The sequence below is a fragment of the Corynebacterium mendelii genome, from assembly GCF_017307055.1.
Lineage (GTDB): Bacteria > Actinomycetota > Actinomycetes > Mycobacteriales > Mycobacteriaceae > Corynebacterium > Corynebacterium mendelii.
Genome location: NZ_JAFLEQ010000012.1, coordinates 1 through 374, shown reverse-complemented (window position 1 = coordinate 374; position 374 = coordinate 1). Strand labels below are relative to the sequence as shown.

Here is a 374-nt window from a genome sequence, read left to right as displayed (position 1 = left end):
GACAAGGGCGGGAAAGCAAATGTGGCCACCGTGGCCGCACCCACTTTCACCGACCCGTCGAAGGATGACGCGGACACCACACTGCCCGAAAAATCCACCTTCGCTTTGGATTCCACCAAATTCAATGAAAAAGACGTCACAGCGGTTGTCGATCCGACCACGGGTGCTGTGACAGTGACCTCCGGCACCGACGCAACACAGGGTCCGGTGACAATCCCGGTGATCGTCACCTACCCGGACGGTTCCACCGACACAGTCGACGTCCCGGTCACTATCAGTCCTCTGGCTGATGCTGACGGTGACGGCATTCCGGACGACAAAGACCCGGACGCCGACGGCGACGGCGTGAGCAACGCCGACGAAAAAATCGTCGG

The 374-nt window shown here is 60.2% G+C and carries 1 protein-coding gene; it reads left to right on the top strand.

Annotated features, from left to right (window positions below):
- Positions 1-30: 30 nt before the first annotated feature.
- Positions 31-374, top strand: a 344-nt coding sequence (locus tag JZY06_RS07095; RefSeq protein ID WP_207278866.1) for a YPDG domain-containing protein, incomplete at its 3' end; no start/stop codon positions are given.